Raw genomic sequence first — 16,953 nt, 5'->3', positions numbered from 1 at the left:
TGTTCAGATCGATTGCCGTCTGAGACGCAGGTGGGGGACGTAAGCTTTGAAGACAAAGAGCTATGCATTGGGATTGGCGGTTGCTCTTTCATTGCCTTGGCTTGCCTACGCCGAAGACCCCGCTCCGGGGCCGGCCAATACCACGATCGACTTGAAATACTGGGTGGAATTCGCAAACCAGGGCAATCCGGCCGCGCAATACGGTCTCGGCTATCGCTACGCCAACGGCCAGGGCGTGGAACGGGACGATGCCCAGGCGGTCGATTGGTATCGGAAATCGGCCGACCAGGGTAATGCGCAGGCACAGTATGCGCTGGCCTATATGTATGCCAGCGGTCGCGGCGTCGATGTCGACCTGAAGCAGGCAAACGACTGGTATCTGAGGTCGGCGCAACGGGGCAATGCCGACGCTCAATATGCCATCGGCTATTCCTACGCCAACGGCCGGGGCATGGATGCCGATAATGAAGACGCCGTCACCTGGTACCAGAAATCCGCCGCCCAGGGCCAGGCACAAGCCCAATATGCCCTCGGCTACATGTACGCAAACGGCCGTGGCGTCCATGAGGACAAAGCCATCGCGCTCGGCTGGTATCGCAAGGCGGCGGATCAGGGCCGTTCCGATGCCCAATATGCTGTCGGCTATATGTACGACAACGGCGAAGGCACGGAAGAAGATCAGAATCAGGCGGTCGCCTGGTACAAAAAAGCGGGCGATCAAGGAAGCACGCAGGGCCAGTATGCCGTCGGCCACTCCTATGCCAATGGCAGGGGCGTCGGGCAGGACGATGCCGAAGCCTTTTCCTGGTACATGAAAGCGGCCGAAGGAGGCCGCGCCGATGCCCAATATGCCATCGGCTATAGCCTCGCGAACGGGACGGGCGTCGCCCGGGACTACAGGCAGGCGCTTCAATGGTATCGCAAGGCTGCCGATCAGGGGAGCCCCGATGCCCAATATGCCATCGGCTATCTCTACGCCAACGGCCAGGGCGTGAAGGTAGACGACGGCAGCGCGGCGAGGTGGTACCGCAGGGCCGCCGAACAGGGCGACGCGCAAGGCGAATACGCCCTCGCCTACATGTATGCGGCCGGTCGCGGCGTCGCAAAGGATTACGGCAAGGCGTTCGAATGGTATGGGAAGGCCGCCGGCCAGGGACATGCGGATGCACAATACGCCCTTGGCTACCTCTACGACACCGGTCAGGGGGCGAAGCCGGACAAAGCGGCGGCGGCAGGCTGGTATCGCAAGGCGGCCGACCAAAACAACGCACAGGGTCAGTATGCCCTCGCCTATCTTTATTATCAGGGCGCCGGCGTCACCAAAGACTATGGACAGGCTGTCGACCTGTTTCGCAAGGCCGCCGGCCAGGGCGACGCCCGTGCGCAATATGGTCTTGGATATATGTATTATAACGGCTATGGCGTGCCGAAGGACTCCACAATTGCCGCCGATTGGTTCAACAAGGCGGCGGCGAGAGGATTGCCGGAAGCGCAGCACGGCCTCGGCTATATGGAAGCCAATGGCGAGGGTCCGATCAAGGATCTCGGACCATTGGGACAGGGAGCAGCCGGAAAGAAGGGCACCGGCGACACGACGGGCTGGATCATATTTCACTTGCTGATGGCGCTCTTGCCCTGACGGTCGCAAGAGCTTGCTATCTTGATAGAACGGATTTTCGACTGCGGGGTAGATCGTGAATTGGAAGAAAGGGGCTGTAGGTTTGCTCTTCGTGCTGGCGTCGATGGCGACGGCGCACGCCGACGTCGGGCGGAACAGCTATGATCGTGGAGATTTCAAGACCGGCGTGGATTACTGGCGTCCCTTGGCAAACAAGGGCAACGTCGCGGCGCAGCTGAAACTCGGGCAAATGTACGAGCAAGCTGACGGCGTCGAGAAAAACTACACATTGGCGCTCAGCTGGTACAAGAAGGCCGCCGATCAGGGCAGCGCCGAAGCGCAGTTCAACGTCGGCACTATGTACGATCAGGGCGAAGGCGTCACCGCCGACAAGAGCCAGGCCGTTCTCTGGTACAAGAAGGCCGCTGCGCAGGGATACCTCAACGCGCAATACAATCTCGGCGTCGCCTACGATACGGGTGAAGGCGCTCTCAAGGACAAGCCGCAGGCCTTTGCCTGGTACAGCAAGGCCGCTGAACAGGGCGACATGGATGCGCAGTTCAATGTCGGCACCATGTGCGATCAGGGCGATGGCACAGATAAGGACAAGCGCAGCGCCGCCATGTGGTACCTAAAGGCCGCCGAACAGGGTAAGATCGAGGCTCAGTACAATCTCGGCATCATGTATCGCGACGGCGAGGGTGTTGCCAAGGACGGCGCGACAGCTCTTTCCTGGTTCAAAAGGGCGGCCGATCAGGGCGATCCCAGCGCTCAATTCAACGTCGGCGCGATGTACGCCGATGGCGACGGGGTGAAACAGGACGATGGCCAGGCAATCGCATGGTTCTTGAAAGCCGCGGCGCAGAACGATGTCGAAGCCGAATACAATCTCGGCGTCATGTTCCGCGACGGCGAAGGTGTCACCAAGAACGGTCCTCAGGCGATCTACTGGTTCGAGCGGGCGGCGGCGCATCGCTATGCCGATGCCGCCTATAATCTCGGCATGATGTACCGTGACGGTGACGGCGTCGCGTCTGATTCCGCCAGGGCGCTGGAATGGTTCCGCAAGGCAAAGCGCTTGGGCTATGAGGGCAACCCGGACGAGAATGAAGGCTCGAGCGAGCAAGGCATCCCGATATAAGCTGATCTTCTATGACCGCTTCTGCGACACAATGGTCGTCAAGGATTGAACGTCGCGACGGGGGATTGCCTTGGCGCAGGAAGAGATGGAAGAGTAGCGCCACGCCGGGCCTCAATTGCAGCTTCTTCTCTTGCGAGGATAGATCGCCGTGAACCTGAAATACTCCATGCCCCCCGTCTTGCTCCTGCCGCCGCTTCGCATGGCTTTGCTTGCCGCGGCCGTCGTCTTGCCGCTGTCGCCGCTGCCACTAACAGCAACGCCGGCGGAAGCCGCGCCCGGCTCGTGCTGGTCGCTGCTGCAGAGCAAGTTCGGCCCGCAGATCGAGAAATCGGTGAACGAGGCCGATCCGTGCAAGAAGTTGCCGGGTGTCGATCACAAGGACAAGTTCGAGGTGAAGTCGCTCGACGTCTGCGACGCTCCGAACGGAGGCGTCCAGGTCAACGCCCGTGCCGAAATGGCCTGCAAGTCGCACGGGGTGCTCAAGACGACGATTAAGGGTGAGCTGGACGCCTCGATGACAGTCGACGTCGGCGCCTGCCACATCACCGACCTGCGCGTCGGCATCAACGGACCCATCGGCGAGTTGATATCCTCCGTCGGCGGCCTGCAGGATCTGGCGCGGGACTTTGCCCAGGCCAAGATCTCGGAAATCTGCGGAAAGTGAAAGAAGGGCCGGCATGGACTGCCGGCCTCAAGGCGGTATGATGGCAAAGCGGTTCAGGTTTGCATGACGCTATCGGCTTGCCCGGCGTCCTTACCGCCAAACCGAACTCCCTTTTTCTCGAAGCCGAAGCCGGCAAACAGCGCCACGACGACGGCCACGATGCAGGCGACGATCAGCAGCGCCAGGGCGTAATCGCCGTTCCACTGCTTCGCCAGGCCCGCCTGGATCGAGGCATTGCCAGACGCCAGCAGATTGCCGAGCTGATAGGCAAATCCGGGGAACGTGCCGCGCACCTCGTCCGGCGACAATTCGTTGAGATGCACGGGGACAATGCCCCAGGCGCCCTGCACGAAAAGCTGCATCAGGAAGGCGCCGATCGCAAGCATCACCGGTCCTTGCCCATAGACCCAGAGCGGCGCGACCGGAATGGCCAATAGCGCGGCGATGACGATGGCGCGACGGCGGCCGATGCGCTGTGACAACATGCCAAAAGACATACCGCCGACGATGGCACCGATATTATAGACGATGGCGATGGCGCCGACCGTGTAGGAATCATATTGCCGCTGGGCTTCCAAGAATGTCGGATAAAGGTCCTGGGTGCCATGGCTGAAGAAGTTGAACGCCGTCATCAGAAGCACGGCCCAGATGAATAGCGGAATATTCTCCCGCAGCACGGTAAGGAATGGCCGCTGCGGTTTGGATTGCCGCTCCAGGAAAGCCGGCGATTCCTGCACACTGCGCCTGATGTAGAGTACCAGCAGCGCCGGCAGCGCACCGACGATGAACATGCCGCGCCAGCCGATGATCGGAAACAGCAGGAAGAACACGATCGAGGCAATCAGATAGCCGGAGGGATAACCGGCCTGCAGAATGCCGGACACGAGGCCGCGCGACTCCTCCGGTATCGTCTCCATCGTCAGCGATGCCCCCACGCCCCATTCGCCGCCCATGGCGACGCCGAAAAGCGCGCGCAAAACGAGGAACATCGTCAACCCGGTCGAAAAGCCGGTCAGGAATTCGAATATGGAGTAAAGCAGCACGTCGACCATCAAGGTCGTACGCCGGCCGAAGCGATCCGCCGCAAGGCCGAAGATCAGCGCGCCAAGCGGCCGCATGGCGAGGGTAAGGAAGATCGCCACGGCAACCGCCGGAACGTCCGTGTGAAATTCTTCGGCTATATGCTTGAGAACGAAAACCAAAATGAAGAAATCGAAAGCATCCAGCGTCCAGCCCAAATAGGCTGCGATGACGGTGTTTCGTTGCTGGGGGGACAAGGAACGTAAGCTATCCAATGCGGTCATCATGATCCTCCGACCGGATGGCGGCGGCGAGGCGGGCAATACCGGATGCCGTCGAAGCTGGGGGAACCCGGCACTGGCCGGGCATGTCGACGTTGCGGCTGGTTCCTCCGTTGGCGCCTGCGAGGATCGCGCTATGCGGACTTTCAGATCAGCGATAACGCATCGGCCGCCCCTGGGTTGTAACATATTTGACATCTCCGGCGAATGGAAAAATCCGCCGTTTCGTTTCCCTTTTGTACTCTTTGCCCCTTCACATCCGCGCCTTCTGTCGCCATATTCGGCGCATGGCCAAATCACCGAAAAAACCATACGCCCCGTCCGGTTTCGAAGAGGCGCCGCAGGCATCGTTTGAGGGCGCGCCGCTCAGCGGCAGTGTTGCCGACTGGGTGAAGCAGCTCGAAGCCGATGCCGAAACATCAGGCATCGAGACCCAGCGCGAGATTGCCTCGAAGGCTGGCAAGCATCGCAAGAAGGTGGAAATCGCCGCCTCCAAATCGGCGCGCGGCACCTCGATGGGTGGATCGACCGATCCGAAGACGCGCGCCGCCGCGGGCCTCAACCCCGTATCCGGCATGGATACATCGCTGGAAAATGCCGCCAATGCCGGTACTGCTGTCACGGCGACGGTCGAGGCGCTGTCGAAGCTGATCGAAAGCGGCAATCCGCTGTTCAAGGACGGCAAGCTCTGGACGCCGCACCGCCCTGCCCGGCCGGCCAAATCAGAAGGCGGCATCCGGATCCGCATGGACTCGGAATACCAGCCCGCCGGCGACCAGCCGACGGCGATCCGCGATCTCGTCGAAGGATTGGAGAATGGCGACCGCAGCCAGGTGCTGCTTGGTGTCACCGGCTCCGGCAAGACCTTCACCATGGCCAAGGTCATCGAGGCGACGCAGCGCCCCGCCGTCATTCTCGCGCCGAACAAGACGCTGGCAGCCCAGCTCTATTCCGAGTTCAAGAACTTCTTTCCCGACAATGCGGTCGAGTATTTCGTCTCCTACTACGACTATTACCAGCCGGAAGCCTATGTGCCGCGCTCGGACACTTTCATCGAGAAGGAAAGTTCAATCAACGAGCAGATCGACCGCATGCGCCACTCGGCGACGCGTTCGCTGCTGGAGCGCGACGATTGCATCATCGTCGCCTCGGTGTCCTGCATCTACGGTATCGGCTCGGTCGAAACCTATACGGCGATGACCTTCCAGATGAATGTCGGCGACCGGCTGGACCAGCGCCAGCTTCTGGCCGACCTCGTGGCGCAGCAATATAAGCGCCGCGACATGGATTTCATCCGCGGCTCCTTCCGCGTCCGCGGCGATACGATCGAAATCTTCCCGGCCCACCTGGAGGATGCCGCCTGGCGCATCTCCATGTTCGGCGACGAGATCGACGCCATCACCGAATTCGATCCCCTCACCGGCCAGAAAACCGGCGACCTGAAATCGGTGAAGATCTACGCCAATTCGCACTATGTCACGCCGCGCCCGACACTGAACGGCGCCATCAAGGCGATCAAGGAAGAGCTGAAAATCCGGCTTGCCGAACTGGAAAAGGCCGGACGCCTGCTGGAGGCGCAGCGTCTGGAACAGCGCACCCGCTATGACGTCGAAATGCTGGAGGCCACAGGCTCCTGCGCCGGCATCGAGAACTACTCGCGCTACCTGACAGGCCGCAATCCTGGCGAGCCGCCGCCGACGCTGTTCGAATATATTCCCGACAACGCATTGCTGTTCATCGACGAAAGCCACGTTTCGGTCAGCCAGATCGGCGGCATGTACCGGGGCGACTTCCGCCGCAAGGCGACGCTTGCCGAATATGGCTTCCGCCTGCCCTCCTGCATGGACAATCGTCCCCTGCGCTTCGAGGAATGGGACGCGATGCGCCCGGATACGATCGCGGTGTCGGCGACGCCCGGCAGCTGGGAGATGGAACAATCCGGCGGCGTCTTCGCCGAACAGGTCATCCGCCCGACCGGCCTGATCGACCCGCCGGTCGAAGTCCGCTCGGCCCGCACCCAGGTCGACGACGTCGTCGGCGAAATCCGTGAGACGGCCGCCAAGGGCTATCGCACCCTCTGCACGGTGCTCACCAAGCGCATGGCCGAGGACCTGACGGAGTATCTGCACGAACAGGGCGTGCGCGTGCGCTACATGCACTCCGACATCGACACGCTGGAGCGCATCGAGATCATCCGCGACCTGCGCCTCGGCGCTTTCGACGTGCTCGTCGGCATCAACCTGCTGCGCGAAGGCCTCGACATTCCGGAATGCGGCTTCGTCGCCATCCTCGATGCCGATAAGGAAGGCTTCCTGCGCTCGGAAACGTCGCTGATCCAGACCATCGGCCGCGCCGCCCGTAACGTCGACGGCAAGGTCATCCTCTATGCCGACAACATCACCGGCTCGATGCAGCGGGCGATGGACGAGACCAGCCGCCGCCGCGAGAAGCAGATGGCCTACAATATCGAGCACGGCATCACGCCGGAATCGGTGAAGGCGAAGATCTCCGACATTCTTGACAGCGTCTACGAGAAGGACCATGTCCGCGCCGATATCGGCGGCGCCTCCGGCAAGGGTTTTGCCGATGGCGGCCACCTCGTCGGTAACAATCTGCAGACCCATCTCAACGCGCTGGAAAAATCCATGCGCGATGCTGCCGCCGACCTGGACTTCGAAAAGGCCGCCCGGCTGCGCGACGAGATCAAGCGCCTCAAGGCCGTCGAGCTCGCCGCCATGGACGACCCGCTGGCCCGAGAGGAAGCCCGAAGCCTCGAAAGTGGCAAGGGTAGCGGCCGCCCCAATTCTTCGAGGCTCCGCTCCCCTTCGACAAACTCAGGGTCCTCCGCACCTCAGAATGAGGGCGGAGCAGGCATCGCAGCAAACAGCAACCCTCGTGGTGAGGAGGCCCGCAGGGCCGTCTCGAACCAGGAGGGCGGGACACAGCGCTCCTATTTCGCCAAGCCGAGCCTCGACGAAATGGGTCCGGGCAGCGACGCCGGCACGCCGCTTTTCCGCAGGAATACATTGGACGAAATGACAGTCGGCCGCACCGAGAAGCCGGTGACGGGGAAAGTACCGGACAAGCCGATCACCCGCGCGAGACCGGGCGTCGGCTCCTATGAGGATCCGGTGGACGAGAAGCAGCGCAAGGGACGGACAAAAGGCAAGACGGGACGGCCCGGACAGTAAGGCGACGGCAGTCGCCCAAGTCCGCCACCCGGATCTGCCGGTTTATGGGGAGCGACGCCCTGCAGGCATCGAATGATGTCTTGCTGCCAGGGCAATGGCTCCTACATGCCATCGCATGACGAGGTCTACTGAGGGACGAAGGTATTCGTCCCGGTGGGAGAGCGACAGCAACCAGGGGAGAGAGACCGATGCCAGAAGCTTTGATCGTCCGCCGCGAGACCCATGTCTCGGCGCCGCCCGCAGCCGTCTTCGCGCTGCTGACCGATCCCGAAAAGATCCTGCGCTGGATGGGCACGGAAGCCCGGACAGAACCGCAGCCGGGCGGCATCTATCTCGTCAACGTCACCGGGAGCCGCTTCGCGCGCGGCTCGTTTCGCGAAGTCGTGCCGGTGCACCGGCTCGCCTACAGTTTCGGCTGGGAAGGCAGCGAGGAAGTGCCGCCGGGGTCGAGCCTGGTGGAGATCGACCTGATCGAGCAACCCGACGGGACGCTGGTGCGCCTCACCCATTCGGGCCTGCCGACACCGGAGCAATGCGAAGCCCATGCAAAGGGATGGGCGCATTATTTGGACCGCATGGCCGAAGTGGCCGCGGGACGCGATCCCGGTCCGGATGCCATGCGCGGTCACGACGGCCAAAGCGGATGACGCTTTGAGTGCCGCGCCGCGAGGATCGGTGACCTGAAGAGCAAAGCTGTCACCGGCCGGCGACAATAGTTTCGCTCGCTGGAACTCGGCGATCCCATGCGCTCGCAGGAAGGTTGCAGCGGTGAGGATGACAGCCCGCAAGCGGCGTGGCATGATCGCGGCATGGATTTGCCCGCCCCCCTTGCCTGGCTGGTTGACGAAGCCGGCACCGCGCTCAGCCCCGAACGCTTCCTCGCCGATCTGGGCGGGCAATTGCTCGCCGCCGGATTGCCGCTTGCCGGAAGCGCCCTGACGCTCGCGGCGCCGCATCCGATCATCACGCAGCATACCTGGCTTTGGCGAGCCGAGACGGGCGCGGTGATCGAAGCCCTCGGCTTTGCCGGCACGTCGCTCGGGCAAGCCGGCCGCGACTGGCTCGGCGAGCTCGGCCCGACATGCGAGGTAACGATCGGGACCGCGCCCGGTCATTCCGTGCTGGCCTGGGCCGGCACCCGGCCCTTCACCTCCCCCGAGACGGAGAGGCTGCGTCAGGTCGCGCGCTTTGCTGCCCCCCCCTTGGCGGGTCTGGCCGCTCGCGCAACCCTATCGACCCTACTCGAAGCCTATCTCGGCCGCAGAAGCGCGGCACGCGTGCAGGCCGGTGCGCTCAGCCGCAACAGCGGCGAAACCATCCGCGCAGCGCTGCTCTGCGCCGACTTGCGGGATTTCACGGCTCTCTCCGAAGCATCGGAGCCGACGGTCGTGATAGCAGCCCTCGACGCCTGGTTCGATCGCGTCGCCGGCGCCGTACATGCTTTCGGCGGCGAGGTGCTGAAGTTCATCGGCGATGGTGTGCTCGCAATCTTCCCGGTCACCGAGACGCCGACGGAAGCCTGCGAAGCCGCGCTGCGGGCCGTCACCGCCATCCGCGCCGGCATGGCCCATCTCGACGCGACCCGGGCAAGCCAGGGCCTGCCGCCGCTTCCCTTCGGCGCCGCCCTGCATTTCGGCGATATGCTCTGGGGCAATATCGGCGCCGCCGACCGCCTGGACTTCACCGCCATCGGCCCCGCCGTCAATCTCGTCAGCCGATTGGAAGGCCTTTGCAGGCCGCTCGGACGCAACGTGCTGATCTCGGGCGCTGTTGCGGCGGAAACGACCATGCCGCTGGTGTCTTTGGGGAACTATGAGCTGCGCGGGATTGCCGAGTCTTGCGCGGTGTTTACGTTGGCGGAGAGCTAGGTCTGGGGTGTTAAACAAGGGTCCGAACTATCGGCGTTGCAGCACATCTTCATCAAGCTCGGCTCTCACCGCGGCCTGAAAATGCGAAGCCCCGCCCGTGAGCCAGAATTCTTCCGCGGTCGTGTCGAGAAACTCTGCAAAGAGCTTGGAAGCCACCCGGCGACGAACGCCTCCAACGATCTCTACCGCTCTCGAAAAGTGCCGGGGAGGAGAATTTTCCAATCTGACGTGGGCACATCCGCCATATGCATCGGCCATAGCGAAAACAAGCCGCGTTATCGGCAGATGCATCATCGTACCGAAACACATGATGCAAGGCTCAAGTGTCGTATAAAGCGTCAGCCCGTTGTTTCGCGAGAACGCGTAATCTCCGCTAAATACCTGATGAAAGAGATTCATTTCCGCATGGTTCAAATGATTCGAAATCATTGTTTTGCGGGAGCGTCCCAGAACCTGATCTTCCCTGCATAGAACTGCGCCAACAGGAAACACGCCTTCATCCAGCGCAATCCTGGCTTCGTCAAGCGCGAGACCCATCATATAGTCATCACTCAATTGAACCATGAGCCCTCTCGAATCCCGTATTAAAAGTTGTACTGACGTTAAATAGCGGCGTTTGTTGCAGCCGCATGACGAATTCCCGTACTGGGATCATCGCCGGCGCCCTCTTGTTAGCCAGCAAGCTCATTATATAGATTTGCAATAATAACTTCGTTGGTCGGCCGGGCGCCAACTTTCTCAACCCCTTGAAATTCCCCACCCTATCCTACCCGTTTCCCACCCTGGCCTAATATTACCCCTTGCCTTTTTCCAAAAACCCTGTCACCCATATACATGCTCGGGCATTTTCATGCCGGTGACTGGACTGATTTGGTGATCCGCTTGCGGCAGGCAGCGGTTGGGTTTTTGGACCCGCGCAGACGTTCTTTCCCCGTACGTGACTTCTCGACTAGCTTTCGCATGGCGCGGAGGCAAAGCCGTCCGGGTTTGCCCGGATAAACTAAGACTGATGGGTAAAGGACTATCCCCCATGGCCACCAAGGGCACTGTAAAATTCTTCAACCAAGACAAGGGTTTTGGTTTCATCACTCCTGACGGCGGCGCAAAGGACGTTTTCGTCCATATCTCCGCTCTCCAGGCTTCCGGCATCCAGTCGCTGCGCGAAGGCCAGCAGGTCACCTTCGACACCGAGCCGGATCGTATGGGCAAAGGCCCGAAGGCTGTCAACATCCAGGCTGACTAAGCCTTTGGTGACTGCCAGATCAAGGTTTCGAACGGCGCGGTGCAAACCGCGCCGTTTTTCGTTCGGCCTTTGCGGTCGCGAGTTCAGGGCTACCCCTCGTGCTTCGAGGCTGCAGCCTTCGACAAGCTCAGGGCTTTCGCACCTCGGCATGAGATTGGAGAAGCCTCCCGGCGCTATTCAAGATCAATCGCCCGGCTATCGCAGTCGATTAGTCCTCACGGCGAGGAGCCCGAAGGGTCGCTTCGAACCGCGAGGGCGGGTTGGAACCGCCAACTCAAGCGCTGACGCGTTCGCCATCGCCTGCAAAATCCACTGCGGCAAAAGCGGCGGCGATCACCTTTGGTCCCGCACCCGGCTTGTTGGCGTCGGTGGAGAGGATCTGGCGATAGCGGCGCGAGCCCGGCAGGCCGGTGAAGAGACCGACCATGTGGCGCGCGACATGCTGCAGGCGGCCGCCACTTGCGATATGGCGCTCCACATAGGCCATCATCCGGTCGCGCAGCCCGTTCCAGTCGGCCTCTGCTGCCGGTTCGCCATGGAAGCGATGGTCGACATCGGCGAGTATAGCGGCATTCTGATAGGCGGCACGGCCAAGCATGACGCCGTCGACATGAGCGAGATGCGCCTCGGCCTGATCCAGGGTCTGAATGCCGCCGTTGATGCCGATGAAGACCTCGGGCCAACGCTGCTTCATGCGATAGACGATGTCGTAATCCAACGGCGGGACCTCGCGGTTCTCCTTCGGCGAGAGACCTTTTAGCCAGGCCTTGCGCGCATGGATCCAGATCGCGTCCGCGCCGGCGTCGAGCACGCGCGTTATCAGCTCCGGCAGAGCTTCTTCGGGCTCCTGCTCGTCGACGCCGATACGGCATTTCACGGTGACGGGCGCCTTCGAAACAGCCTTCATCGCAGCAACGCAGGATGCCACCGTCTCCGGCGTCAGCATCAGGCAGGCACCAAAGGTGCCGGACTGCACGCGATCGGACGGGCAGCCCACGTTCAGGTTGATCTCGTCATAATCATAGGCTTGCGCGATCCGCAGCGCCTCGGCAAGCTTGGCCGGGTCGGAACCGCCGAGCTGCAGGGCGACGGGATGCTCGATGCCATCATGCCCCAGCAGACGATCGCGCGGCCCATGAATGATCGCATCGGCCACCACCATCTCGGTATAAAGCAGCGCATGCCGGCTGATCTGCCGGTGCAAGTACCTGCAATGGCGATCCGTCCAGTCGATCATAGGGGCAACCGCGAAAATTTTGCGGCCGTTTTTCAGTGCGTCGCTATACATGGGAAACCTTTCTGAATCCGCGCTCTACACCAAATCCCTCAAAAAGGCCAGTTTTCGTGGCTGTAACAATGATGCTAGTTTGCCTGATGGAGTCGGATGGCAGCAGCCCTCCGAAAAGATGAAAGTTTCGAAAGTCCATATGAAAGCCCCACTGACGACAGTCATTCCGCTACCCGCCCCCGTTCTTCTGCCGATCGAGGGCGAGACCGAGCTTTTCCCCGTGCGCCGCGTCTATTGCGTCGGCCGCAACTATGCCGACCACGCCATCGAGATGGGGCACGACCCGAGCCGCGAGCCGCCTTTCTTCTTCCAGAAGAATCCGGACAATCTGCTTACCTCGCGCGATTTCCCTTATCCCGCGCTGTCGTCGGACGTGCATCATGAGGTGGAGCTTGTGGTGGCGCTGCGTGGCGGCGGAGCAAACATTCCGGTCGAACAGGCGTTGGATTGCGTTTACGGCTACGGCGTCGGCATCGATTTCACCCGCCGCGACCTGCAGGGCGAAGCCAAGAAGCTCGGCCGTCCCTGGGAAATCGGCAAGGCCTTCGATCATTCCGCGCCCGTCTCAGCGCTCGTGCCGGCCACCCGTGTCGGCCATCCAGACAAGGGCGGTATCTGGCTGATGCGCAATGGCGAGGCCGCCCAGAGAGGTGACCTCCAGCAGATGATCTGGAAAGTGCCGGAGATCATTGCCGAACTCTCCAAGCTCTTCACGCTCGCACCCGGCGATATCATCATGACGGGCACGCCCGCCGGCGTCGGTCCCGTCGCGCGCGGCGACCGGATCAGCTGCGCCGTCGATGGCGTCGCAAACCTGGTATTGAACGTCGTCTGATCGAGGAGGATCGACCATGCCGCTCTACGCCCTTGCCGGCCAGACACCGAAAACGCCCGGTCCCGGCCGATACTGGATCGCGCCGGATGCCAGCGTGATCGGCAAGGTCGAGATCGGCGAGGATGTCGGCATCTGGTTCGGCGCGGTGCTGCGCGGCGACAACGAACCGATCATCATCGGCAAGGGCACGAACATTCAGGAAGGCACGATGGTTCATACCGACCCGGCCTTCCCTGTCACGATCGGCGAAGGCTGCACCATCGGGCATCACGCCATCATCCATGGCTGCACGATCGGCAACAATTCGCTGATCGGCATGGGCGCCACCGTGCTGAACGGCGCGAAGATCGGCAACAATTGCTTCGTCGGCGCCAATGCGCTTGTTACGGAAGGCAAGGAATTTCCCGACGGCACGCTGATCGTCGGCGCGCCGGCAAAAGCAATCCGCACGCTGGACGAAGCCGCGATCGAAGGCCTGCGCCGCTCGGCCAGCAACTATGTCGCCAACTGGCAGCGCTTCGCGCGCGATCTTAAGAGACTAGATTAGAAAATACTTATAACTACCTAGGACCAGTGGACCAAACCTCTGCCGAGCATTACGCTGCGCAGTTGGCGCAATGACCACGGATTTCGATGGTCGACTTTTCCGCCTTGAACTTCTGCGATTTCAGCCAATCCATCAGCCGATGGTCCACCTCGTGATCGTGGAATTCGATCACCTGGCCGCAGCTTTCGCAGATGGCGAAGGCGACGAGGCCGTGGCTGTGGCAATCCTCGTTCGGATGGGCGCAGGCGACGAAGGAGTTGATGCTCTCGAGCCGGTGCACCACGCCATATTCGAGCAGCTTGTCCAGCGCGCGATAGACCTGCAGTGGCGCGCGAAAACCCTGGTCGCGCAGCTTGTCGAGAATAGTATAGGCGCTCAGCGGCGCTTCCGCCTTGGTCAGGACATCAAAAACAAGCGTCTGGTTCTTGGTGAGCATCGGAGTCGTCATGATGACTGTCCTCTCTGTTGCGCCGCTGGCGTGCCGGCCCTGCGAACGAGGGGCAGCAGACTGATGATAAACAGGACGAGCGCCGCAACGACGATGGACGGCCCGGACGGCGTGTCATAGCGCAGCGATCCGAACAGCCCGCCGACAACGGCGATGGCGCCGAGCAGCGAGGCGAAAATCGCCATCGTCTCCGGCGTCGCGGCAAAGCGGCGCGCGGTGGCGGCAGGAATGATCAGCAACGCTGTAATAAGAAGTATGCCGACGATCTTCATGGCGATCGCGATCACTACGGCCATCAGCAGCATGAAAAGCAGCCGGGCACGCTCCGGCCGCAGCCCTTCGGCCTCGGCAAGCTCCGGATTGACGGTCGATGCCAGCAACGGCCGCCACAGCCAGACAATCGCGGCCAGCACGAAGATGCCGCCTGCCCAGATCACGAGAATATCGGACTGGCTGACGGCCAGAATATCGCCGAAGAGGAAAGCGATGAGATCGATCCTCACCCAGCTCATGAAGGCGACGATAACCAGGCCGATCGCCAGCGTCGCATGCGAGAGAATGCCGAGCAGCGCATCCGCCGACAGCGCCTGTCGCCGCTGCAGCAGCAGGAGCAGGATCGAGACGAGTGCCGCGACCGCAAAGACGGAGAGCGTGAGGTTCAGCTGAAAAAGCAGCGACAGCGCCACGCCCAGCAGCGCCGAATGCGAGATCGTATCACCGAAATAGGCCATGCGCCGCCAGATGATGAAACAGCCGAGCGGCCCGGTCGTCAGCGCCAGCCCGACGCCGGCGACGACGGCGCGCAGGAAGAAATCGTCAAACATGGCGCTCTCCCTCGGTATGGTCATGCCCCAGATGATGATCATGATCATCGTGGTGATGATCGTCATGCTCATGATGGTGGTGGCCGTCCTCGGCATGACAATGGTCTGTTATCGAGCCGTCGGCATGCCGGACGCGGCCGTCGGGCAGATGCGTATGATCGTGATGATGGCTGTAGATCGCCAGGGATTGCGCCGCGCGCGTGCCGAACAGCTTCACATATTCGGGGCTCTGGCTGACGCTCTGCGGCGTGCCGCGGCAGCAGACATGGCCGTTCAGGCAAACCACCGTATCCGTCGCCGCCATGACGACATGCAGATCGTGCGAAATCAAAAGGATACCGCAGCCTTGCGAATTGCGGATCGACTTGATCAAGTCGTAAAGCGCGATCTCGCCGCTGAAATCCACGCCCTGCACCGGCTCGTCCAGAACAAGCAGATCGGGCTTGCGGGCAATGGCGCGCGCAAGCAGCGCCCGCTGGAACTCGCCGCCGGAGAGATGCTGCACCTCGGCCTTAGCGAGATGAGCGATGCCGACCGCTTCCAGTGCCGCGATCAATTCGCGCTCCGGCAGAGGCCCCGTCAGCGTCATCAATCGCTGCACGCTGAGCGGCAAGGTCCAGTCGATGGCAAGTTTCTGCGGGACATAGCCGACCTTCAGATTGGCGATGCGGTCGACATGCCCCTCGTCCGGCTTCAGAACGCCGATCGCCGTCTTGGCACTGGTGGATTTACCGGAGCCGTTCGGACCGATCAGGGTGACGATCTCGCCGCGGTTCACCGAAAAATCGACGCCGCGCACCAGCCAGCGGCCGCCACGGCGGACGCCGACATCATGGAGCGACACGAGCGGCCGGCTCTTGCTGTCTATGGACGAAAGCATGAAATTTCCAATTGCACTATTGCGCTTTGCTATCGCACACGTTATAGCATAACGCAATTGATGTAATAACATAACAGACCCATTCAAGGGCATTTATCGCATGAACGCAGCAAAAGCTTTCCTCCCCCTCGCCGCCGCCCTCCTCTTGTCCGGCTTGCTTGTCGGCACTGCCGCAACGGCAGCCGATGCCCCCAAGGTCGTCGTCTCCATCAAGCCGATCCATTCGCTTGTCGCCGCGATCATGCAAGGGGTCGGCACGCCGGATTTGATCGTTGACGGTGCCGCCTCGCCGCATACCTATGCGCTGAAACCTTCGAATGCCCGCAGTCTCCAGCAGGCGCAAGTGGTGTTTTGGGTCGGACCGGGCATGGAAGCCTTCCTGGAAAAGCCGCTTGCTTCCCTCGGCGCCAATGCCACCGTCGTCGAGCTCGACGATGCCCCTGGCATCACCAAGCTCAAGTTCCGCGAGGGCGGCGCCTTCGAGCCGCATGACGACGGCGACGAACACGACGCCGGGGAAAACCATGCGCATGATCATGGCGACCACGATCACGGTGAGTTCGACACCCATCTCTGGCTCGATCCCCACAACGCCAAGGCGATGGTCGCCGAGATCACCACGTCGCTGGTCGCTGTCGATCCCGCCAATGCGCTGACCTATGAAGCAAACCAGAAGGCCTTGAACGACAAGCTCGACGCGCTGGATGCGGAAATTGCCTCCACGCTCGCCCCGGTAAAAGAAAAGCCCTTCATCGTCTTCCACGATGCCTATCAGTATTTCGAGCATCGCTACGGCGTCCGCGTTTCCGGCTCCATCACGGTCAGCCCGGAAACCATTCCCGGCGCACAGCGCGTCGCGGAAATCCACAGCAAGGTCGCCGATCTCGGCGCGACCTGCGTTTTCGCCGAACCGCAATTCGAGCCGAAGCTGGTCAATGTGGTGCTCGAAGGCACGTCGGCGAAATCGGGCACCCTTGATCCCGAAGCCGCAACGCTGCCGCAAGGGCCGGATCTCTATTTCGACCTGATGCGCGATATCGCAAGCTCCCTGAAAGCCTGCCTCTCCTAAGCAAGGCTCGCTATCGCCGAAGGAAGCGAGCCGGTT

General features: G+C 61.6%; 16 protein-coding genes. 10 read left to right on the top strand and 6 right to left on the bottom strand.

The window, feature by feature from the left end:
* The first annotated feature begins 46 nt into the window (after positions 1 to 46).
* The 3 genes from HGP12_RS01030 to HGP12_RS01020 all read left to right on the top strand — a co-directional run bounded on the left by HGP12_RS01030 (position 47) and on the right by HGP12_RS01020 (position 3,423).
* The gene (locus HGP12_RS01030) at positions 47 to 1,639 is read left to right on the top strand and encodes a tetratricopeptide repeat protein (RefSeq protein WP_168838704.1); all 1,593 of its coding nucleotides are present in this window, start codon (positions 47 to 49) and stop codon (positions 1,637 to 1,639) included.
* Positions 1,640 to 1,694: 55 nt separating this feature from the next.
* Positions 1,695 to 2,759 (top strand): SEL1-like repeat protein, encoded by a 1,065-nt coding sequence (locus HGP12_RS01025; RefSeq protein WP_168838703.1) that lies wholly within the window; start codon positions 1,695 to 1,697, stop codon positions 2,757 to 2,759.
* A gap of 148 nt (positions 2,760 to 2,907) precedes the next feature.
* Positions 2,908 to 3,423 (top strand): hypothetical protein, encoded by a 516-nt coding sequence (locus HGP12_RS01020; protein WP_168838702.1) that lies wholly within the window; start codon positions 2,908 to 2,910, stop codon positions 3,421 to 3,423.
* Between the two features lie 53 nt (positions 3,424 to 3,476).
* Here HGP12_RS01020 and HGP12_RS01015 read toward each other — a convergent pair whose 3' ends face one another.
* A complete protein-coding gene (locus HGP12_RS01015) occupies positions 3,477 to 4,727 on the bottom strand; it encodes an MFS transporter (RefSeq protein WP_168839157.1) in 1,251 nt (416 codons plus the stop codon).
* 284 nt (positions 4,728 to 5,011) lie between these two features.
* Between HGP12_RS01015 and uvrB the strand changes: the two genes are divergently transcribed.
* The 3 genes from uvrB to HGP12_RS01000 all read left to right on the top strand — a co-directional run bounded on the left by uvrB (position 5,012) and on the right by HGP12_RS01000 (position 9,783).
* Positions 5,012 to 7,915, top strand: a complete 2,904-nt coding sequence (gene uvrB / locus HGP12_RS01010) for an excinuclease ABC subunit UvrB (protein WP_168838701.1) — start codon at positions 5,012 to 5,014, stop codon at positions 7,913 to 7,915.
* Positions 7,916 to 8,103: 188 nt separating this feature from the next.
* Positions 8,104 to 8,562 (top strand): SRPBCC family protein, encoded by a 459-nt coding sequence (locus HGP12_RS01005; RefSeq protein ID WP_168838700.1) that lies wholly within the window; start codon positions 8,104 to 8,106, stop codon positions 8,560 to 8,562.
* Between the two features lie 162 nt (positions 8,563 to 8,724).
* Positions 8,725 to 9,783 (top strand): adenylate/guanylate cyclase domain-containing protein, encoded by a 1,059-nt coding sequence (locus HGP12_RS01000; RefSeq protein ID WP_168839156.1) that lies wholly within the window; start codon positions 8,725 to 8,727, stop codon positions 9,781 to 9,783.
* Positions 9,784 to 9,810: 27 nt separating this feature from the next.
* Here the strand turns inward: HGP12_RS01000 and HGP12_RS00995 are convergent, their stop codons facing one another.
* A complete protein-coding gene (locus HGP12_RS00995; RefSeq protein ID WP_168838699.1) occupies positions 9,811 to 10,347 on the bottom strand; it encodes a nucleoside deaminase in 537 nt (178 codons plus the stop codon).
* A 466-nt stretch (positions 10,348 to 10,813) separates the two neighbouring features.
* On the opposite strand from HGP12_RS00995, the gene HGP12_RS00990 reads away from it, so the two are divergent.
* Positions 10,814 to 11,026, top strand: coding sequence for a cold-shock protein (locus tag HGP12_RS00990; RefSeq protein ID WP_168838698.1), 213 nt, complete (start codon positions 10,814 to 10,816; stop codon positions 11,024 to 11,026).
* A gap of 274 nt (positions 11,027 to 11,300) precedes the next feature.
* Here HGP12_RS00990 and dusA read toward each other — a convergent pair whose 3' ends face one another.
* Positions 11,301 to 12,299: a tRNA dihydrouridine(20/20a) synthase DusA gene (gene dusA, locus HGP12_RS00985; RefSeq protein WP_409526813.1), complete on the bottom strand. Its 999-nt coding sequence runs from the start codon at positions 12,297 to 12,299 to the stop codon at positions 11,301 to 11,303.
* Positions 12,300 to 12,453: 154 nt separating this feature from the next.
* On the opposite strand from dusA, the gene HGP12_RS00980 reads away from it, so the two are divergent.
* Positions 12,454 to 13,149 carry a fumarylacetoacetate hydrolase family protein gene (locus HGP12_RS00980; protein ID WP_168838696.1) on the top strand — a complete coding sequence of 232 codons (696 nt, stop codon included), beginning with the start codon at positions 12,454 to 12,456 and terminating at the stop codon, positions 13,147 to 13,149.
* Between the two features lie 16 nt (positions 13,150 to 13,165).
* Positions 13,166 to 13,696: a gamma carbonic anhydrase family protein gene (locus HGP12_RS00975; protein ID WP_168838695.1), complete on the top strand. Its 531-nt coding sequence runs from the start codon at positions 13,166 to 13,168 to the stop codon at positions 13,694 to 13,696.
* Between the two features lie 49 nt (positions 13,697 to 13,745).
* On the opposite strand, the gene HGP12_RS00970 is transcribed toward HGP12_RS00975, so the two are convergent.
* Genes HGP12_RS00970 through HGP12_RS00960 form a run of 3 tightly spaced genes read right to left on the bottom strand, consistent with a single transcriptional unit; the run spans position 13,746 to position 15,848 of the window.
* A complete protein-coding gene (locus tag HGP12_RS00970; protein WP_149636391.1) occupies positions 13,746 to 14,144 on the bottom strand; it encodes a Fur family transcriptional regulator in 399 nt (132 codons plus the stop codon).
* Positions 14,141 to 14,968 carry a zinc ABC transporter permease subunit ZnuB gene (gene znuB / locus HGP12_RS00965; RefSeq protein WP_168839155.1) on the bottom strand — a complete coding sequence of 276 codons (828 nt, stop codon included), beginning with the start codon at positions 14,966 to 14,968 and terminating at the stop codon, positions 14,141 to 14,143. Before znuB ends, HGP12_RS00970 begins: the two co-directional genes overlap by 4 nt.
* Complete coding sequence (locus tag HGP12_RS00960) at positions 14,961 to 15,848, bottom strand: metal ABC transporter ATP-binding protein (RefSeq protein WP_168838694.1); 888 nt, start codon at positions 15,846 to 15,848, stop codon at positions 14,961 to 14,963. Before HGP12_RS00960 ends, znuB begins: the two co-directional genes overlap by 8 nt.
* A gap of 100 nt (positions 15,849 to 15,948) precedes the next feature.
* Here HGP12_RS00960 and znuA point away from each other — a divergent pair, with 100 nt between their 5' ends.
* Positions 15,949 to 16,917: a zinc ABC transporter substrate-binding protein ZnuA gene (gene znuA, locus HGP12_RS00955; protein WP_168838693.1), complete on the top strand. Its 969-nt coding sequence runs from the start codon at positions 15,949 to 15,951 to the stop codon at positions 16,915 to 16,917.
* Positions 16,918 to 16,953 lie beyond the last annotated feature (36 nt).

Source organism: Rhizobium sp. P28RR-XV (assembly GCF_012641385.1).
In the GTDB taxonomy this organism is placed as follows: Bacteria; Pseudomonadota; Alphaproteobacteria; order Rhizobiales; family Rhizobiaceae; genus Rhizobium.
This window is presented reverse-complemented; position numbering and strand designations above follow the sequence as displayed.